Below are 17,799 nucleotides of genomic sequence, written 5' to 3' on the forward strand. Positions count from 1 at the left end.
CTGGATGTTGGGCAATCACGATAATATGTGTAAGTCGATTGGACTAGCGACATCATTCATTTCTCCTCTTTTTATAATTAAACCAAGCCAATTTGTTGAAAGAACTGTTTGTAAATGTCCGCTTTTTTTTCCAGTGCCAATGGATAGGCCCGTGATGATGAAGGCAACCGATATAAGCTTAGCTCACGATTATCATAACCCACCTTTACCGATTGACCGATCATGGGCTTGATAGGCTGATCTGGAAAATGCTGCATCAGCGTATCTGTAGCCTTGTCTCCCGTTGTCATAATGGTATTACACATTGGTATTTGCTCAAGCAAAGCTGACAAATCGGTTGGAGTCACAATTTCCAAGAACTTGTCTGAGGCATTGCCCTGCAAGCGTTTAATTTGATAGGCCGTATCAAATATCCCAATTCCAATTTGGAACAAAAACTCACGGATTTGAATTTCCTTAAAATTTTTATTGGGTAAATCTAAAAAGTGGTTTTTATCACTGAAAAAAATCAGGCCAAAAATTCTCCACATATCGTTCTGATAGTTTGGATAATAAAAGTTCATCTTCCACCGATTCTGAGGCGGTGGAAAGCTTCCCAGCATCAGCAGTTTTGCATTGCCAGGCAAAAAAGGAGTGAGAGGGTGTGTTTCTATATCTATCATCGTACTGCTTAGAGTTAATTTTTTAAATAAATTGAACTTGAGTGTGACTTTGTTTTTTAATCAATTCAAGACTATTTTAAAAGAATACAAGTAATATAACCATTTTAAATATGGCTTTATATTATTGGAGAGTCATTATAGGTTTAGGCTGATTTAAGAAGGTGTAAATAATTCTGTGTAAATGCAATTTTAAAAATACTTGGTTACACGCTCTTCAAACATGATACTAAAGTGCTTCAATCTCGCAAAGGCATTTTCCACCAAGTGCCTAATTTTATATAAATTCCAGTCTATATGATTATTGTTGGACTGAGTGTTTGATTTTCGTGGAATTTTGGCTTGAGTATCTGTCGCCCTTATTTGCTCTCGTAATGGTTCAGAGTCATAACCCTTGTCTGCACATAGAATTTCGGTTTCTTCTAAATCTAATTTTGCGACTAGCTCAGGCGCAACCTTAACATTATGTGTTGTTCCATTTGTGATCATAATTTCAATTGAATTTGTATTACCAAAATCTACAGCAAATGTCAACATTTCCTAATTGAATTTTATAAATTAATTTATATGATGTTATTTTTTCTTCGATTCCTTAAATATACTTAGGCTATTTATAATCGAACTAAAAAGAAACCTTATTGCAAAAATAAGGCTTCTTTGCGAATCAGCTTAGGACTTGAAATAATTTAATGGTAATTTCAAATAACGTATTCCATTGGATTCTGGTTCAGGAAAACGTCCTGCATCCATATTGATTTGTATGGAAGGTAGAATCAATTTGGGCATTGTTAATGTCGCATCACGCGCCTGACGCATATGCACGAAATCCTGTTTAGCTGTTTTGGCATTTAAATGAATATTTCCCTGCTTTTGTGCTTGAATACTGGTTTCACACACAAACTCAGTTCTCCCATCAGGCTTATAATCATGGCAAAGAAAAACGCGAGTCTGTTCAGGTAACTTATAAAGCTGCTGCACAGAATCATATAAGACTTCCGCACTCCCCTTTGGAAAGTCACAGCGTGCTGTCCCATAATCAGGCATAAACAACGTATCACCCACAAAAACTGCATCACCAACCACATAACTTAGACAGGCTGGCGTATGACCTGGTGTTGGAATATTGTAGGCATCCAACTCACCAATTTTAAAATGCTCATGATCCTTAAACAAATAATCAAAGGTTTGATGGGTATTAAAATATTTAAGATCAATATGATAGATTGCACTAAAAGTTTCCTGCACAATTGCAATCTTTTCACTCATGGCAATTTTTCCACCCAACCTGCTTTTTAAATATTGCGAAGCGGTTAAATGATCCGCATGAACATGAGTTTCTAAAATCCACTCCACCTTGAGCTGATTTTCTTCAATGTATTGAATAACTTCATCTGCACCCTGAGTCGATGTTGAGGCAGATGCCGCATCATAATTCAACACACTGTCAATTATTGCGCAAACCTGTGTACCTGGATCAGTGACCACATAACTGAACGTATTAGTCTTCTGATCAAAAAAAGCCTTGACTTGAGGATGTTGCATAAGTATATCTCCTATCGTTCAGCCCATAAGCGATGTATAAACATTCCAAACATCATTGCAGCAATAAAATACCAGGCTTGTGAATAACCCAGTCCAATTAAAGTAATTGCAGGTGCTGGACAAATACCTGCAATTCCCCAGCCGATACCGAACAGTACAGCCCCAATCATCAGTTTTTGGTCAATTTGGTTATTGTTGGGTAATAGCATCGTTTCACCCAATAAAGTTTTAGGATGTCGAATGGCTTTTTGAAATGGAATGATTGCCACCGCAATTGCACCAATCATGACAAACATCAGGCTAATATCCCAATCGCCGAACACATCCAGAAAACCCAATACCTTTGCAGGGTTTGACATGCCTGAGACCATTAAACCTAAAGCGAATAAACCACCAAACAGGAAAGCAAACAGGTTTTTCATGAATGGACTCCTATGACATGACGCACAATATAGACGGTGATCATTCCTGCAAGCATGAATGTCACCGTTGCAATAATTGAGCGTAGAGACAATCGGCTGATACCACAAATACCATGCCCACTGGTACAGCCTGAACCTAAACGTGTTCCAAAGCCAACCAAAAGCCCTGCTACAATTAAAGTGAATGGCGAGGATTCAATGATAATTTCAGGCTTTACAAATAATTGGTAAATAAACGGTGTGAGAAATAACCCAAGTAAAAACCAAAGTGCTGGATTCCCACTCAGAGACTTTGGTTGTAATAACTGGGCAAGTAAACCACTCATACCTGCAATACGACCATTGATATATAAATAGCCCACAACGGCAATGCCCAAAACTCCACCACCGATCAATGCTAAGAGAATACTAGACATCATTACACCATATAATATTATATGTTTTTATATTATGTTAATTAGGTGATAAAGCAAAGTTATTTTTTACGCATCTTTTAACCAATTGATTATTAGTATGTTATTAAAAATCAGATAGAACTTTTTCGACAAACCAAAGTGGAAATTCAGTCATATTCTCATTAAGTTTTAACACTTCGGCTTGTTCAATTTCCGCTAGAAAAGCAGCCTTTTCACCATCAGATGAATTATCAAATAAATAAGTTCGATCTGTGACTTCGACTGCTTGCATAAGCAGATCCAGGCTACGATAATAGCGATCACGAATCTTTTGTTCTGGTACAGGATGCCCACCTATACTTACCCGATATTGGACACGTGCGATATTAATTTCAGGATTCACTGTTGCAACATAATATAAATATGTTTTAAACCCTTGTTCTTGTGCATCTTTTAAAAATTCAACTTTACTGATGTGAGACATTACTGTCTCAAAAGTAAAACTGATCTTTAATCTTAAAAATTCTAAACGAATAAAATCAATGATTCGGGCTGCAAGATAAGAATCGACATCAACTTTTGCAAAAAGGATTTGTCTCTCGGCAAATAATTCAGGTTCCTGACTCAATAAATCACATATTTGTTGATTTATCTTTTTCTTTTTGGTCTTTAAAAAATCAATGAGTTTTTCGACATCCAGCAACTCATGATAACTATTCAGATCAAGAATTTGTGTTTGATTTAAAACTTTTTCAAGCTCATCTGCATTTAAATATGCCCCAATATGTCGGGGCAATAAATAGTCCTTGATGGTACTTTTTCCAGAACCATTTGGTCCTGCAAACATACGAATACGTGGCTGTCGCATATCTCTAAACAGTCACAGACTTTTTCTTACGTTTGAAGATACGTTGAGAAGTTGCAAGTGATTGATACGATGTTGAAAGATCTTGTAGTACTTTGATCTCACCATTAGGGAACCGCTTTAACAATTGACGATCTTTTACATAAACAACTTCAGAACATTCACTTGCCTGCTTAAAGGCATTGCGGAACGCTTGTACAGCAAGGTCAGGAAGATGATCTTCTTCTTGTATACTCATTTGCATGATTGTAAAAGCTGTCATTGATGACTCCTCCGCATGATTGCGCTTATAACTATACTAACATAAATGCTCATTTTGTCCATTTTTACAGCTTGGCATTAATGTACTAAATCCTCAATACCAATTAATTTCGGTATGTTTTCAATCAGCTTATTTAACTCAATATTTGCTGGTGAAATACAGCCTATATAGTGACTTAAACGTGTTACCGTACCATCAGGACGTTTCCACCAGAAATATGCACTTGGTTGATCGGTTGCTGTTTGCTGACATCCCGTAGTCTTTACATTTGCTCCCGTTTCAGGACGATAGCTTTGTAATTCTTGCTGAAGTTTTTTATAAACAGATGGGCTTACTGTTAAATCTTGGGTTCCTGTTACTTTTGTATATTGTTTCCCATCAAAATGCACCGCTCCAGATGGAGAAATTTCCACTGAGTAAATTGGACAGGCACCAAAACATGGGCTAGATGAATAACGAATAGTTTCCTGCACCATATCCTGAGCTTGCGGTGGTGTAGATGCACAACCCACTAATGTAAACGTAAAAAGACCCGTGATTAATAATTTTTTCATTTGTTGATCCGTTATAAAGTATGTGGTTCAAATTTAACAAATAGTGAAATTGTTGTGATTTACATTGATATTAAAATATTAATATTCCACTAATTTCACTTAGGCTATTTAACTATAAATTATGTAAAGCAAAACAGATTAAAACTAGTGAGAATTTTGTGATTGCAGAATTAATCGGGCAAGTTCCAGATCATCGGCATAGGTAATTTTGATGTTGTCTGAACGACCTTGCACCACTTGTACAGGCTGATTGATATATTCTAAAGCACTTGCCTCATCAGTAATTACAATGTGATTAGCTAATGCTGTTTCAAGCGCATTTTTTAATATCTTTAATTTTGCCATCTGCGGGGTTTGTGCCTGCCACAACAATTCACGGCTGACTGTTTTCTCAATCTGATTTTCAGTGTGCACCAGTTTTAAGGTATCACGAACTGGGATTGCTAAAATTGCACTTTGGTTATGCGCTATTGCAGTATTCACCAATAGCTGTAAATTTTCCTGCGTCACACATGGGCGTGCTGCATCATGCACCAATACCCAATCATCTTCATCGGTAATTTCAGATAAATAAATGAGGGCATTCAGTACAGAATGAACACGCTCTGCACCACCTAAGCAAAAATGTAACTTATCTTTATGCTGAAAAGAAAGTGTTTTGGCAAAATGATCCTGTTCGCCAATTGCAAGCACACATCCTGCTAAATCCAAGCTATTAAGACGATTTACAGTATGTTCAAGTACAGTATGGTTTTGAATATATTGATATTGTTTTAATTTAGTTTTTGAAAAACGACTGCCCGAACCTGCTGCTGGCACAACCGCCCATAGCCTAGTCTGGGTTTTCATTGGTTGCGACATCTACTTTTGCATTTGGATCGATATAAATTGGTTTGTAATGGGTACTGATGGTACTCATTTGCACAAAAGTTTCATTTGGCTTGATTAAACCTAAATCTAAGCGTGCATGTTCTTCAATCGCTTCCGTTCCATTTTTTAAGTCGAAAACTTCGGCCGCTAAAATACGATTGCGCTCTTTAAGCTCCGTATTTACTTCTGCTTGCTGCTTAATTTGTTGAGTTAAAGCCTGATGAGGGAGGTAGCCTCCCTCACCCAGCCAAAATTGATACTGTAGGCTTGCAACCAAAGCAATCACAAGCAACAGAATCAATTTACTCGAAGTCGATCGAAACACATCTAGCATGAAAAACTCCCCACATCCCTCTTGAAAGGAAAACCTGTCACAAATTCTATAGGATTCTGAATTCGTGAAGTTTTTCTCTTTTGTAAAGAAAGGCTCTCAAGAAGTTTTAACATGGCTAAAGCTTGACCTTATTTTAGACCTTTGAACTCAGCCTTACCACGATAAGCGGCATAGGTTAATTCTTCAATACGAAGCAATTGGTTGTATTTCGCAACACGGTCAGAACGGCAAAGTGAACCTGTCTTGATTTGACCTGCTGCTGTACCGACTGCCAAGTCAGCAATGGTTGAATCTTCAGTTTCACCTGAACGGTGTGAGATTACAGTGCTGTAACCATTCGCTTTAGCAAGGTAGATTGCATCCAGAGTTTCACTTAATGTACCGATCTGGTTGTACTTGATCAGAATAGAGTTACCTACTTTCTCATCAATACCACGTTGTAAAATCTTAGGATTGGTTACAAATAAATCGTCACCCACCAACTGGATTTTATCACCAAGAATTGAAGTCAGATAGCTCCAGCCTTCCCAGTCAGACTCATCGAGACCATCTTCAATCGAAATGATTGGATATTGATTTACAAGACCAGCTAAATAATCAGAGAATTGATTGCTTGTGAATGCTTTATTACCTTCACCTGCAAGAATATATTGACCATTTTTGTAAAATTCTGAAGATGCACAGTCAAGTGCTAACATAATTTCAGAACCCGCTTTGTAACCAGTTTGACCAATCGCTTCAAGAATAACAGTGATTGCTTCTTCATTTGAACGCAAGTTCGGAGCAAAACCACCTTCATCACCCACAGCAGTATTTAAACCCTTTTTGTTTAAAACTGATTTTAGAGAATGGAAGATTTCAGCACCCGCACGTAATGCTTCAGAGAATGAAGTGAAGCCTACTGGCTCAATCATGAACTCTTGAATATCCACATTGTTGTCTGCATGTGAACCACCATTGATGATGTTCATCATTGGCACAGGCATGCTCAAAGTTGTTTGACCACGCAAGTCTGCGATGTATTGGAAAAGAGGAATTTTCTTTTCAGTAGCAGCAGCGCGAGCAGCAGCCAAAGAAACAGCTAGAGTTGCGTTAGCACCTAGTTTTTCTTTGTTTTCAGTACCATCAAGCTCGATCATCGTGTTATCGATGTCTTTTTGTTCAAATACTGATTTACCCACTAAAGCATCACGGATTAAAGTGTTTACGTTATTAACCGCATTTTTAACACCTTTACCCAAGTAACGCGACTTGTCACCATCACGCAGTTCCAAAGCTTCACGAGAACCAGTTGAAGCACCAGATGGTGCACATGCACGACCAACAACCCCAGATTCCAAAATTACGTCTGCTTCGATGGTTGGGTTACCACGAGAGTCCAAAATTTCACGTGCACGAATGTCAACGATTTGGCTCATGAACAATTCCTCTGTTGAATGAATAAAAAGATGCAACTGAATGCATCAATGGGTATCTAACTTTTTGAATCCTTTAACTAAAGTATCCAATTCTTTTAATTGCGCCAAGAATGGCTCAAGCTGTGATAAACGCAACGCACATGGTCCATCGCATTTTGCATGTTCAGGGTCTGGATGTGCTTCAAGAAATAATCCTGCCAAGCCCGTTGCCATACCTGAACGCGCTAAAGTCGTGATTTGGGCACGGCGACCACCAGCGGAATCAGCACGTCCACCTGGTGTTTGTAAAGCGTGGGTCACATCAAAGAATACGGGTACATTCATTTCTTTCATGATGTCAAAGCCCAGCATATCAACAACAAGGTTGTTATAGCCAAATGCTGAACCACGTTCACAAAGGATAAGTTTGTCATTTCCCGCTTCTAGACATTTATGCAGGATATGGCGCATTTCATGTGGGGCAAGAAACTGTGCTTTTTTGATATTGATAATGGCTTGGGTTTTTGCCATTGCTTCAACGAGATCAGTCTGGCGACTGAGGAATGCAGGAAGCTGAATAATGTCGGCAACTTCGGCAACGGGTGCTGCCTGATACGGTTCATGCACATCAGTAATGATTGGGACATTAAACTGTTTTTTAATCTCCCCCAGCCATTCGATGCCTTTTTCCAGGCCAGGTCCACGAAACGAGTTCAGGCTGGAACGGTTGGCCTTGTCAAAACTTGCCTTGAACACATAAGGAATGTTAAGGCGTTTACAAATATCAATATAGGTTTCAGCAATTTCAAATGCTAAATCTTTTGACTCTAATACGTTCATTCCGCCAAATAATACAAATGGCAAATGATTTGCCATTTGTATATCGCCTAAACGTACAACTTCTTGTGGTTTTAATTGTGACATTCAAACTTTCCCAGTTTATTTAAAACTTAGTACTTACTTTTGATGCTGTTTTTTTGCAGCTTCAATGAAACCAGCAAATAATGGATGACCATCACGTGGCGAGCTTGTAAATTCTGGGTGGAATTGTACCGCAATAAACCAAGGATGTTCAGGAATTTCTACAGTTTCAACCAAATGTTGTACTGAAGAATAGCCTGAAATCTTCATACCTGCCTGTTCTATGGTCTCAATAAAACGATCATTCATTTCATAACGATGGCGATGACGCTCAATAATTTCTGATTGACCATAAATTGTACGAATTTTTGCACCCTCAACCAATTCAGACTTTTGTGCACCCAAACGCATGGTGCCGCCTAAGTCTGATTCAAGACTACGGTGTTGTAATTCGCCACGCTCATCCAGCCATTCAGTAATTAAGCCAATGAGTGGATATTTGGTGGAACGGTTAAATTCAGTTGAAGTTGCTTCAGGCAACCCTGCGACATGACGTGCATATTCAATCACCGCCAATTGCATACCTAAACAAATACCCAGGAAAGGAACCTTATTTTCACGTGCATATTGAATCGCACGCATTTTACCCTCAGTACCACGCTCACCAAAACCACCTGGAACAAGGATTGCGTCAGCCGTTTCAAGAACCGAAATATCCTGACCCTCTAGAGATTCAGCATCAACATAGTCAATCTGTACTTTAACGCGGTTTTTAATGCCTGCATGTAAAAGTGCTTCATTGACAGATTTATAGGCATCGGGTAACTCAACATATTTACCAACCATTGCCACGCGAACGGTGTATTCTGGATTGAGTAATGCTTCAACCACATTATCCCAGTCTTCAAGATTGGCTTCTGGCAAGTTATTAAAACCAAAACGTTCACAGATTAAATCATCGACATTTTGTTCGTAGAAATTGCGTGGAATTTGATAAATGGTTTTTGCATCTGGACATGCAATAACTGCACGTGCTTCTACATTGGTAAATAGTGCAATTTTACGAATGGTGTCCGCATCAACTTCATGTTCAGTACGGCAGATCAGGATGTCTGGCTGGATACCAATCGAAAGCAGTTCCTTAACAGAGTGCTGGGTTGGCTTGGTTTTTAGTTCAGCCGCAGACTTAATATATGGCAATAAGGTTAAGTGCATCAGCATGGTACGTTTATGACCCAGCTCAACCATAAGCTGACGTACCGATTCCATAAATGGAAGTGATTCAATATCACCCACTGTACCGCCAATCTCAACAATTGCAACGTCATAACCCTCGCCTGCGCGAAGTACACGTTCCTTAATATTATCGGTAATGTGTGGAATCACCTGAACTGTACCGCCCAAGTAGTCACCACGACGTTCTTTATTGAGTACGTCCTGATAAACACGACCACTGGTGAAGTTGTTCAGCTTGGTCATTTTGGCGCGACGCAGGAAACGTTCGTAATAGCCCAAATCTAAGTCAGTTTCAGCACCATCCTCTGTGACGAAAACTTCACCGTGCTGGAATGGGCTCATGGTACCTGGATCGACATTAATATATGGATCCATCTTTACCATCGTGACTTTTAAGCCACGAGCTTCCAAAAGTGCGGCAACAGAAGCAGCAGAAATACCTTTACCTAGTGATGAAACCACACCACCAGTGACAAAAATAAAATGGGTCATTGAGTTTCTCGTACAATCGAGCCGAAATCGGCCTACAATGTTGGGCAATTTTACTGTACTCTGCACCAAGAAAGCAAAGTCAAACCGCACCAATTCAAAGAACTATAAACAATCGACTATTCTATCAGCATTTTCGATAAAAATTTATGGGATTTGTGGATTTTTCATCCATACATGATATTTGGCTGATCAATAGCATGGAACAAATACCGCAATTTTTCCCCAGATTTACTGTGATTTTATTTTAAAATAGCGCTCTCTCAGCAAACATTTATAAAATATCATCAAAGCCGATAACCGTAGGGATTTCTTCACCTGGTTTTATTGCTATAATCCGTGCTGTCCTTATTCAATATGTTGTTTTAGCAATGGCAAATAAAAAACTTTTAATTTGTGCAGCACTTGCGACTGGTCTTTTATTAACTGCTTGTGTGAAAAAAGAAGAACCGAAAGAAGAGCAGCAAGAACAGGCAACCGAGACACAAACGACTCAGCCTGAACCTGAAAAAATTCAGGAATTTGAGTCTCTAGAAAGTGCGGAACCCGCACCTGAGCCAGTGATTGAAACAAGCCGTGAGGAAACACCAAATACGACCACTGAAATTCGTGGTGAAACACGCCCTACTCAGGCACAAACTTCTACAGATACAAGCACTCAACCTGAAACGCCACGTACTGAACAGCCTAAACCAGCAGTTCAGGCTGAGCAAAAGCCTGCTAAAACAGAACAACCAAAAACTGAACCTGTAAAAGCACCAAAGCCATCGACACCAGCCCAAAGTGAAGATGATGCTGTTGCTGCCGCAATTGCCGCTGCAACCCCTGCACTGAACAATTAATTGATTGTAGTCAAAAGCCAGTTGAATTCAACTGGCTTTTTTACAGCTAAACTTTATGAATAACTCTTAAAAAAATCTGACATCAAGCGTGATGCCCATGATTTCACTGCTAAGCTTTCATAAAAACCACAATGACTGCCCTTTTTGGTAGTCACTACCACAACATTTTCCATCTGCTGAATAGTCTCTTTATAAGGTTCCAGATTTTTAATGGAACAGACAGGATCATCTTCAGCATTCAAAATCATCAATGGAATTTTAACATTCTCAAACACATAAATCGGGTTAATGGCTTGGCAATAACTTTGATAATCCTGAAAGCCTGCCATTTCAAAATATTCTTTTTCAAATTCTTCCAAACTGGTCGTGGTGAGCACTTTTTTAAGAGAAGCAATGTTGCTCCATGTATTTTGGTAAGGATGAATAAAATACTTAAATAATTTTTTGGTCATCATTCTACTATAAAAAGGATGTACATTTTTAAAGCTAAGTTCAGTGTTATAACCTGGACACATGGCAAAAGCGGCCTTAAATGGCGTATCTTCGCCTTGTTCGCCCAAATAGCGGACCAATAATCCAGTCCCAGCCGATGAACCCACCGCATATAAGTCTGAGTCTGGAAATAGGTTTTGAATATGTCCAAGTTGTTCTTTTAAGTCATGGGTTGAACCAAACAGGGAAATTTGTGGCACAGGCATCGGTAAGCCTGCATGTCCACGGCGTAAACAAAGTGCAATCCGCCAACCCGTATATGCATGTAAGTCTTTAACAAGTTCACGCATACTTTCAGGTGTACCTGTAATAGTATGCATGATCACAACAGTTGGGGTATCGACTGGCAAATCATAGCCATACCATGCGATTGCAGTAACACCACCATCCTGCATGGTCAACTGATCAATACGATCATACTCAAGCTTGCTGGTTTTCTTCTTGATTAAATCAAAATATAAAAGATGAACATGGCTATTGCTGAGCCAAAAAGTTGGGCGATATTTCTGTTTTAACTGTGGTAATCTTTCCAGAACATCTTTAATTTTCCCTTGCGGGTCATAATACATTTTCGGTTGCTCAGCACCAACGACTGAATCCAGTACGTCCAAAGCTAAAACTTTAAGCTTGTTTAAAACAGATCCGCCCATGTTCAATTACCGTCTCTGACTATGCGTTAAATGTTTGTCGCACCAATGCTGCGACCTGTTGCCCCCAAATTGCATAAATTTCTTTACTTGGATGAAAGCCATCACTGGCCATAGGTAAATTCATCGCCTGAAAATTTTTAATATCGTATTGAATAAATCTAAATTGTGGCTGTGGAGCTAACCACTGTTTTAATGCGTCATTCATTTGTTCGGCATATTTTCCAAACAGCCAAGCCAATGGCTGAGGTAGTGCTGGAAAATGTTGCATGGGTGGCACACCTGACACAATAATCAGTTTTGGCTGGAAACGGTTTTGTATTTGAGTAAATAATTGTTTTTGTTGTTTTATCCAAGTTTTAGCAGAAATTAATTTGGTGACATCATTCACACCTATGGAAGTAACCACCACATCATAGCTTTGTGGTTCTAAATCATGGATCGCCTGTAAAACCTGTTTTGTGGTATCACCTGTTTTGGCATGCAGCTTCCATTGCAACACATACTCATTCTGCAACTCGGCAATAATTGCACCTAACAAAGCTTCCTGTTGTGTTTCCACACCAACACCTGCTGCTGCTGAATCACCCAGAATCAAAAGTGACAGGGGTTTTCCCTGCCCAGTCTTGCCCTCACGATCACCGCTTGCTTCTGGCAGACGTGGTGTATTCCTACGAACTTTTGTGCCTTGTATCAGCAATACAGGTAATAATCCGAAAGTTGAAAGTTTTAACCACATACTAATGATCTTAATATTACTTAGGCTATTTTGTATTAATTAATTTGGTTGATATTGAGCAAATCTTGCGCTCATCTGTTCAGCCAATGCCGCCAAACCACTCATTGGGCGAATCATCACTTCAAAATCAATAATTTTGCCTTGTTCATTAAAGCGAATCATATCAATACCTTTTAATAATTTTCCGCTCACATTGGCACTAAATTCCAGTACCACATTTTCCCCATCTTCGGTATAAAATTCACGGTGATAAGTAAAGTCCTGAAAAACTTGAATTACATTGGTCAGGATAAAAAATACCACATGCTTGCCCTCATAAGGTTTGTATGCCACAGGCGAACGAAACACGACATCATCTGCCAGTAATTCATTTAAAGATGACATATCACCTGTTTTGATCATCTGATGCCATTTTTCTAGCGCTTGCTTAGTTGTTTCGATTGTCATTGTAATTTCCTTATATTTTAGCTAATGAAGTTTGAGACATTCTCCTAACATAGAGAATGTCTCATCTTTTACTTATAGAACTGCTGCTAACTCAGCACCTTGACGAATCGCACGTTTAGCGTCTAATTCACCAGCTTCCTTCGCACCACCGATCAAGTGAACATTCTTACCATCTGCTTTGAGTTGATCAAACATTGCTGTATATGATTCTTGACCAGCACAAATCACAACATTATCAACATCTAACACTGTGGTCTGACCATCTACAGTAATATGTAATCCTTGATCATCCACTTTGTCATAGCTTGCGCCTGCAATCATTTTCACATCGCGATGTTTTAAGCCTGTACGATGAATCCAACCAGTCGTTTTACCTAATCCAGCACCAACAGCGGCTGTTTTACGTTGTAATAGGTAAATCTCACGTTCAGATTTCTCTAGCTCAGGTTGCTTTAAACCACCTACATGGGCATAGCTTGTATCAATACCCCACTCCGCATAGAATTTTTCAGGATTTAAACTGCCGCTATCACCTTCATGGGTTAAATACTCCGCTGTATCAAAGCCAATACCACCAGCACCAATAATCGCAACACGCTTACCGACTGGAACACGCTCTTTTAATACTTGGATGTAGCTCAATACTTTTGGATGATCAATACCTTCAAATTGTAATTGACGCGGTGTTACCCCTGTTGCAACAACAATCTCATCATAATTAGCCTGGCTGAGTTCTTCATAAGTCACTGTATGATTGAGTACCAGCTCAATATTCGGCTGTAACTCAATCTGACGTTTGAAATAGCGTAAAGTTTCGTAAAACTCTTCTTTACCAGGAATGGTCTTAGCAATATTAAACTGACCACCAATCTGATTATTTGAATCAAACACTTTAACTTTATGACCACGACTCGCTGCATATGTTGCAAAACTTAGACCCGCTGGACCTGCACCAATTACTGCAATATTTTTTATTGCATTTGTTTCTTTAAAAATCAGCTCAGTTTCATAACATGCACGTGGATTAACTAAGCATGTTGCAATCTTCATCGAGAAAATATGATCTAAACATGCTTGGTTACAACCAATACAGGTATTAATTTCATCACTACGACCTTCACTCGCTTTCAATACAAAATCGGCATCAGCCAACATTGGGCGAGCCATCGAAATCATATCTGCATGACCTGAAGCCAGTACATGTTCAGCCATTTCAGGTGTATTGATACGGTTCGAGGTGATTAAAGGAATTGAAACTGAGCCTTTTAGCTTTTCAGTTACCCATGTAAATGCAGCACGTGGTACTTTAGTGGCAATGGTTGGAATACGTGCTTCGTGCCAACCAATCCCTGTATTGATAATAGTTGCACCTGCTTTTTCAATTTCTTTAGCAAGTTGAATCACTTCTTCCAGACTTGAACCGCCCTCAACCAAATCCAGCATCGATAAACGATAAATAATAATAAAATTTTCACCAACAGTGGCACGGGTACGTTTTACAATTTCAATTGGGAAACGAATACGATTTTCGTAGCTACCGCCCCATTCGTCATCACGGTGGTTGGTACGAGCAGCAATGAATTCATTGATCAAGTAACCTTCTGAACCCATGATTTCAACACCATCATACCCTGCATATTGTGCAAGCTTGGCACAGTTGGCAAAGTCATCAATCGTTTGTTGAACTTCTGCTGAACTGAGGGCTTTTGGTTTAATCGGATTAATGGGTGCTTGAATCGCTGATGGCGCAACATTGTTTGCTTGATAAGAATAACGCCCCGTATGCAAAATTTGCATTGCGATCTTTCCACCAGCTTCATGTACAGCCTGAGTAATAACTTTATGTTTTTCAGCTTCTTCGACGGTATCTAATTTTGTACCGTGTGCAAATACAACACCATCATCATTTGGAGAAACACCGCCAGTTACAATCAGACTTACACCACCTTTGGCACGTTCTGCATAAAATGCAGCCATACGTTCATAGCCTTGAGGTGCTTCCTCTAAACCAATATGCATAGAGCCCATAAGCACACGGTTCTTTAATGTGGTAAAACCCAAGTCAAGTGGTTGTAATAAATGTGGATAAGCTGACATGTTTTCTCCTTTGGCTAGCAATCTGCTTGCTAATGCAACTTGTTGCATAAACTTATAAACAAGATTTGATTTTTATGCAACATATTGCATAATTCTGATGAGTCATTTTTTATTACGGATCATCATGTCACTTGCCCATGTTTTATTGACAAGCTTATTAGAGAAACCAAGTACAGGTTTTGATTTAGCTCGTCGTTTTGACCGTTCAATGGGCTTCTTTTGGAACGCGACTCATCAGCAAATTTACCGCGAACTCAATGGAATGCTGAAAAAAGGATGGATTTCTACATTAGAAGAACAGGCTGCAAACAGCCGAAAAAAAACCTATCAAGTCGAAGCACTAGGCAGAATAGAACTTGCTGAATGGGTTGAACAACAAAGCGAGCCTGCCCAGCTGCGTGATGACCTGATGGTTAGATTAAGGGCCGAAGCACAACTTGGCGGCAATAATATTTTGCCTGAACTTGAACGACATCTAGAACTTCATAAAGAAAAACTTAGTCTTTATCAAACCATCCATGATAAGGATTTTAAAAATAATGAACCTACTAATCGTGTCTTATTTATTCATAAAATGATTCTGGAACTCGGTATCATTAAAGAAATCGAATGGATAAGATGGTTAGAACAAATGATTCCACAACTTAAAAAGTTTGAAAAAGCCAACGGAGCTAGAGAAAAATAATGCCGTTTTATACCATGCCTGATCAGGAAAAATTGTTTGTCAGACGTGTTGGTGAGGGCAAACCTGTACTCGTCCTGTCAGGATTGGGCATGCAAAGCTGGCTATGGCTTCCATTTTTATTTGCAACCCGTAAAAAATATGAATTTATCATTCCCGACTGGCGTGGTTTTGGTGGTTCAAAAGATTGTGCCATTCCTGAAACGGATGCGATCTCAAGCCACTGGAATGATGTCGATACATTGATTAAGCAACTTAAACTTGAGCAGTTTATTCTGATTGGCTATTCAATGGGTGCAACCACAGCCATGCACGGGTTTAAACATGGCGGTCTGGCACAAAAACTAAAAGCCTATCTGCATATTGATCAAACACCAAAAATTCCTGTCGATGATTCATGGCAATATGGCTTATTTGGACAAAAACATGAGCAATTTAAATCGCTGCTACTGGATATTCAAAATGTCCTTTCAGAAAACAGACAGGCGATGAAACTTGAAGATTTAGCTACATCCGCCCGTGATAAACTGGTCAAGGCTTGGGGAAGTTTTCTTGAGGTACAAAGTAGTAATTCTTATAGCCCAAAACTATTTATAGCGGCACTCAACTGTCCTTTTCTACAAAAATATTTAATGCCCATCCAACGTCTTGATTACTTACTTTGGTATGTGGAAAATTATCTAAATCATGATGAAGACTATAGAGAAGCGATTAGCCAAGTAAATTGCCCGACGACTTTGTTTATTGGGCGTAGCTCAACACTTTATCCTGAAACTGGACAAACAATCATTGCTCAAAGCCTGTCCAATGCCAAAGCTGTTTATTTTGAACACTCTGGACATACACCACTTATTACTCAGCCTAGAAAATTTAGTCAGGAAATTGGCAAGTTTTTAGAAAATCAAAGCCAGTAGATTACCTTATTGATTTTAGATAGCCTATAGTCAAATCATTATAAAACTAATACAACTCAGTCGATGAATTATTTCGAGTTTTTTTGAATCCTGTATGGATAATAAAGTAGTTTGACTATAGTTAATTAGGCTATTTTTACGCAAAAAATAGCCAGCTTATTCATATAGTCAAAACATTATAAAACCAATACAATGGTGCAATGAGTTATTCAGAACATTTTAGACGTAAAATTTTAGCTAAGCTTGAGGAAGGTTATTCTATTCGAGCGGTAGCTGCACAATTTGAAATTAATAAAAATACCATTGTTGAATGGAAGAAACGTATAGAGATTAAAAAAACTCGTGTACGTAAACCTTCTAAAATTAACGATGATGCTTTACGTGAAGATGTTGAAAAGTATCCTGATGCTTATCAATATGAACGTGCTGCACGTTTTAATTGTGGTGTTTCATCTATTGGTGCTGCATTAAAGCGCTTAAATATTACAGTTAAAAAAAGACGTTAAGCCATCCTAAAGCAGATACAAAGCTTAGGGATAAATTTATTCTGCAAGTGAATGAATTAGAAAAAAACCATCCGATTATTTATCTGGATGAAAGTGGTTTTAAGTCACATGATTACAGACCTCATGGCTACTCACGAAAAGGAGTACCCTGTTTAGGGCAATATAATTGGCAATTAAAGAATCAGACCAATGCTATTGGAGCAATCCATAAAGGGTATTTATTTTCAGTCGGTTTATTTGACTGCAAAATCAATTCAGATGTTTTTCATTTTTGGATTGAGCAATTCCTCATACCAGCATTACCTGAAAATAGTGTAGTGGTTATGGATAATGCAGCATTTCATAAAAGAGCAGATATTCAGGAGTTATTGGAACAACAAGGGCATAAAATTCTTTGGCTTCCTGCATACAGCCCTGATTTAAATCCTATAGAACAGATGTGGGCATGGGTTAAACGTAAGCGTAAAGAATGGTTGATCGACTCAGTCGATGAGTTATTTCGAGTTTTTTTCGAATCCTGTATGAATAATAAAGTAGTTTGACTATA

General features: G+C 38.8%; 21 protein-coding genes and 1 pseudogene. 5 read left to right on the top strand and 17 right to left on the bottom strand.

Going from position 1 to position 17,799, the window contains the following annotated elements:
- Window positions 1-77 precede the first annotated feature (77 nt).
- From F973_RS04020 to F973_RS04080, 13 genes and pseudogenes are all read right to left on the bottom strand, one after another.
- Window positions 78-662 carry a uracil-DNA glycosylase family protein gene (locus F973_RS04020; RefSeq protein WP_004758015.1) on the bottom strand — a complete coding sequence of 195 codons (585 nt, stop codon included), beginning with the start codon at window positions 660-662 and terminating at the stop codon, window positions 78-80.
- Window positions 663-851: 189 nt separating this feature from the next.
- A pseudogene (locus F973_RS04025) lies at window positions 852-1,184 on the bottom strand (transposase); the annotation flags it as partial.
- Window positions 1,185-1,328: 144 nt separating this feature from the next.
- On the bottom strand, window positions 1,329-2,201 hold the full coding sequence (locus tag F973_RS04030) for an MBL fold metallo-hydrolase (protein WP_004760127.1): 873 nt from the start codon (window positions 2,199-2,201) through the stop codon (window positions 1,329-1,331).
- A gap of 11 nt (window positions 2,202-2,212) precedes the next feature.
- Window positions 2,213-2,623: a YeeE/YedE family protein gene (locus tag F973_RS04035; protein WP_004677356.1), complete on the bottom strand. Its 411-nt coding sequence runs from the start codon at window positions 2,621-2,623 to the stop codon at window positions 2,213-2,215.
- Window positions 2,620-3,039: a YeeE/YedE family protein gene (locus F973_RS04040; protein ID WP_004760129.1), complete on the bottom strand. Its 420-nt coding sequence runs from the start codon at window positions 3,037-3,039 to the stop codon at window positions 2,620-2,622. The genes F973_RS04035 and F973_RS04040 overlap by 4 nt, the downstream gene beginning before the upstream one ends.
- Before the next feature lie 103 nt (window positions 3,040-3,142).
- Window positions 3,143-3,886, bottom strand: coding sequence for an ATPase (locus tag F973_RS04045; RefSeq protein WP_004677350.1), 744 nt, complete (start codon window positions 3,884-3,886; stop codon window positions 3,143-3,145).
- A 4-nt stretch (window positions 3,887-3,890) separates the two neighbouring features.
- Window positions 3,891-4,145 (bottom strand): hypothetical protein, encoded by a 255-nt coding sequence (locus tag F973_RS04050; RefSeq protein ID WP_004760131.1) that lies wholly within the window; start codon window positions 4,143-4,145, stop codon window positions 3,891-3,893.
- A 77-nt stretch (window positions 4,146-4,222) separates the two neighbouring features.
- Window positions 4,223-4,699 carry a DUF6438 domain-containing protein gene (locus tag F973_RS04055; protein ID WP_004760133.1) on the bottom strand — a complete coding sequence of 159 codons (477 nt, stop codon included), beginning with the start codon at window positions 4,697-4,699 and terminating at the stop codon, window positions 4,223-4,225.
- A gap of 144 nt (window positions 4,700-4,843) precedes the next feature.
- Window positions 4,844-5,548 (bottom strand): 2-C-methyl-D-erythritol 4-phosphate cytidylyltransferase, encoded by a 705-nt coding sequence (ispD, locus tag F973_RS04060; protein WP_004760134.1) that lies wholly within the window; start codon window positions 5,546-5,548, stop codon window positions 4,844-4,846.
- Window positions 5,532-5,903 (bottom strand): cell division protein FtsB, encoded by a 372-nt coding sequence (ftsB, locus tag F973_RS04065; RefSeq protein WP_004760136.1) that lies wholly within the window; start codon window positions 5,901-5,903, stop codon window positions 5,532-5,534. Before ftsB ends, ispD begins: the two co-directional genes overlap by 17 nt.
- A gap of 128 nt (window positions 5,904-6,031) precedes the next feature.
- Complete coding sequence (eno, locus tag F973_RS04070; RefSeq protein WP_004760137.1) at window positions 6,032-7,321, bottom strand: phosphopyruvate hydratase; 1,290 nt, start codon at window positions 7,319-7,321, stop codon at window positions 6,032-6,034.
- Between the two features lie 45 nt (window positions 7,322-7,366).
- Window positions 7,367-8,224 carry a 3-deoxy-8-phosphooctulonate synthase gene (gene kdsA, locus F973_RS04075; RefSeq protein WP_004677343.1) on the bottom strand — a complete coding sequence of 286 codons (858 nt, stop codon included), beginning with the start codon at window positions 8,222-8,224 and terminating at the stop codon, window positions 7,367-7,369.
- Between the two features lie 33 nt (window positions 8,225-8,257).
- Window positions 8,258-9,889 (bottom strand): CTP synthase, encoded by a 1,632-nt coding sequence (locus F973_RS04080; RefSeq protein WP_004760139.1) that lies wholly within the window; start codon window positions 9,887-9,889, stop codon window positions 8,258-8,260.
- A gap of 368 nt (window positions 9,890-10,257) precedes the next feature.
- Here F973_RS04080 and F973_RS04085 point away from each other — a divergent pair, with 368 nt between their 5' ends.
- Complete coding sequence (locus F973_RS04085) at window positions 10,258-10,728, top strand: hypothetical protein (RefSeq protein ID WP_004677340.1); 471 nt, start codon at window positions 10,258-10,260, stop codon at window positions 10,726-10,728.
- A gap of 53 nt (window positions 10,729-10,781) precedes the next feature.
- Here the strand turns inward: F973_RS04085 and F973_RS04090 are convergent, their stop codons facing one another.
- The 4 genes from F973_RS04090 to F973_RS04105 form a co-directional block, all read right to left on the bottom strand.
- Window positions 10,782-11,870, bottom strand: a complete 1,089-nt coding sequence (locus tag F973_RS04090) for a YheT family hydrolase (RefSeq protein WP_004760141.1) — start codon at window positions 11,868-11,870, stop codon at window positions 10,782-10,784.
- A gap of 19 nt (window positions 11,871-11,889) precedes the next feature.
- Complete coding sequence (locus F973_RS04095; protein WP_004760142.1) at window positions 11,890-12,606, bottom strand: SGNH/GDSL hydrolase family protein; 717 nt, start codon at window positions 12,604-12,606, stop codon at window positions 11,890-11,892.
- Between the two features lie 39 nt (window positions 12,607-12,645).
- Window positions 12,646-13,053: a nuclear transport factor 2 family protein gene (locus F973_RS04100; RefSeq protein ID WP_004760143.1), complete on the bottom strand. Its 408-nt coding sequence runs from the start codon at window positions 13,051-13,053 to the stop codon at window positions 12,646-12,648.
- Window positions 13,054-13,125: 72 nt separating this feature from the next.
- On the bottom strand, window positions 13,126-15,150 hold the full coding sequence (locus F973_RS04105; protein WP_004760144.1) for an NADPH-dependent 2,4-dienoyl-CoA reductase: 2,025 nt from the start codon (window positions 15,148-15,150) through the stop codon (window positions 13,126-13,128).
- A 124-nt stretch (window positions 15,151-15,274) separates the two neighbouring features.
- On the opposite strand from F973_RS04105, the gene F973_RS04110 reads away from it, so the two are divergent.
- From F973_RS04110 to F973_RS04125, 4 genes are all read left to right on the top strand, one after another.
- Window positions 15,275-15,835: a PadR family transcriptional regulator gene (locus F973_RS04110; RefSeq protein WP_004760145.1), complete on the top strand. Its 561-nt coding sequence runs from the start codon at window positions 15,275-15,277 to the stop codon at window positions 15,833-15,835.
- Window positions 15,835-16,746: an alpha/beta fold hydrolase gene (locus tag F973_RS04115; protein ID WP_004760147.1), complete on the top strand. Its 912-nt coding sequence runs from the start codon at window positions 15,835-15,837 to the stop codon at window positions 16,744-16,746. Before F973_RS04110 ends, F973_RS04115 begins: the two co-directional genes overlap by 1 nt.
- Window positions 16,747-16,946: 200 nt before the next feature.
- A complete protein-coding gene (locus F973_RS04120) occupies window positions 16,947-17,252 on the top strand; it encodes an IS630 transposase-related protein (RefSeq protein ID WP_000122230.1) in 306 nt (101 codons plus the stop codon).
- Window positions 17,253-17,299: 47 nt separating this feature from the next.
- Window positions 17,300-17,794 carry an IS630 family transposase gene (locus tag F973_RS04125; protein WP_001003818.1) on the top strand — a complete coding sequence of 165 codons (495 nt, stop codon included), beginning with the start codon at window positions 17,300-17,302 and terminating at the stop codon, window positions 17,792-17,794.
- Window positions 17,795-17,799: the final 5 nt, after the last annotated feature.

This window comes from Acinetobacter sp. CIP 102129, from assembly GCF_000368305.1.
In the GTDB taxonomy this organism is placed as follows: Bacteria; Pseudomonadota; Gammaproteobacteria; order Pseudomonadales; family Moraxellaceae; genus Acinetobacter; species Acinetobacter parvus.

Coding starts and splice junctions, on each gene's coding strand:
- F973_RS04030 (WP_004760127.1), bottom strand. CDS start 2,201: ATGCAACATCCTCAAGTCAAGGCTTTTTTTGATCAGAAGACTAATACG.
- F973_RS04095 (WP_004760142.1), bottom strand. CDS start 12,606: ATGTGGTTAAAACTTTCAACTTTCGGATTATTACCTGTATTGCTGATA.
- F973_RS04020 (WP_004758015.1), bottom strand. CDS start 662: ATGATAGATATAGAAACACACCCTCTCACTCCTTTTTTGCCTGGCAAT.
- F973_RS04110 (WP_004760145.1), top strand. CDS start 15,275: ATGTCACTTGCCCATGTTTTATTGACAAGCTTATTAGAGAAACCAAGT.
- F973_RS04115 (WP_004760147.1), top strand. CDS start 15,835: ATGCCGTTTTATACCATGCCTGATCAGGAAAAATTGTTTGTCAGACGT.
- F973_RS04035 (WP_004677356.1), bottom strand. CDS start 2,623: ATGAAAAACCTGTTTGCTTTCCTGTTTGGTGGTTTATTCGCTTTAGGT.
- F973_RS04120 (WP_000122230.1), top strand. CDS start 16,947: ATGAGTTATTCAGAACATTTTAGACGTAAAATTTTAGCTAAGCTTGAG.
- F973_RS04045 (WP_004677350.1), bottom strand. CDS start 3,886: ATGCGACAGCCACGTATTCGTATGTTTGCAGGACCAAATGGTTCTGGA.
- F973_RS04055 (WP_004760133.1), bottom strand. CDS start 4,699: ATGAAAAAATTATTAATCACGGGTCTTTTTACGTTTACATTAGTGGGT.
- F973_RS04100 (WP_004760143.1), bottom strand. CDS start 13,053: ATGACAATCGAAACAACTAAGCAAGCGCTAGAAAAATGGCATCAGATG.
- F973_RS04040 (WP_004760129.1), bottom strand. CDS start 3,039: ATGTCTAGTATTCTCTTAGCATTGATCGGTGGTGGAGTTTTGGGCATT.
- F973_RS04085 (WP_004677340.1), top strand. CDS start 10,258: ATGGCAAATAAAAAACTTTTAATTTGTGCAGCACTTGCGACTGGTCTT.
- F973_RS04105 (WP_004760144.1), bottom strand. CDS start 15,150: ATGTCAGCTTATCCACATTTATTACAACCACTTGACTTGGGTTTTACC.
- ftsB (WP_004760136.1), bottom strand. CDS start 5,903: ATGCTAGATGTGTTTCGATCGACTTCGAGTAAATTGATTCTGTTGCTT.
- F973_RS04080 (WP_004760139.1), bottom strand. CDS start 9,889: ATGACCCATTTTATTTTTGTCACTGGTGGTGTGGTTTCATCACTAGGT.
- F973_RS04090 (WP_004760141.1), bottom strand. CDS start 11,870: ATGGGCGGATCTGTTTTAAACAAGCTTAAAGTTTTAGCTTTGGACGTA.
- F973_RS04050 (WP_004760131.1), bottom strand. CDS start 4,145: ATGACAGCTTTTACAATCATGCAAATGAGTATACAAGAAGAAGATCAT.
- eno (WP_004760137.1), bottom strand. CDS start 7,321: ATGAGCCAAATCGTTGACATTCGTGCACGTGAAATTTTGGACTCTCGT.
- kdsA (WP_004677343.1), bottom strand. CDS start 8,224: ATGTCACAATTAAAACCACAAGAAGTTGTACGTTTAGGCGATATACAA.
- ispD (WP_004760134.1), bottom strand. CDS start 5,548: ATGAAAACCCAGACTAGGCTATGGGCGGTTGTGCCAGCAGCAGGTTCG.